1 protein-coding gene is annotated in these 255 nt (G+C 64.3%); it reads right to left on the bottom strand.

Annotated features, from left to right (window positions below):
• A partial coding sequence (locus tag VSR82_RS40380; RefSeq protein WP_498858961.1) for a transposase occupies nt 1-255 on the bottom strand: 255 nt, incomplete at both ends.

The raw sequence follows: 255 nt of genomic DNA, 5'->3' as shown, positions 1-255 counted from the left end.
GGCTGTCCCCGACGGCCCTGTGCCACGCGTATCACCGAGCGCAGGTCGCTCACCATGCTCTCAAAGCAGCCCGCCTGCAACCAGCGTTGAGTCTGCTGATACACCAGCTCCCACGGCGGGAAATCATCGGGCAGCATCCTCCACGGCGCGCCGGCACGAGCCATCCAGCGCAATGCATCAAACATGTCGCGCAGTTCGTATTTGCGCTGGGGCGCGTCGACGTCCATCAGCGTCAGATACGGCGCCGCGAAACTC

The sequence above is a fragment of the Burkholderia sp. JPY481 genome, assembly GCF_038900515.1.
Taxonomy (GTDB): domain Bacteria; phylum Pseudomonadota; class Gammaproteobacteria; order Burkholderiales; family Burkholderiaceae; genus Paraburkholderia; species Paraburkholderia youngii.
The sequence above is the reverse complement of the archived record's forward strand: the minus strand, read 5'-3'. Positions and strand labels throughout refer to the sequence as shown.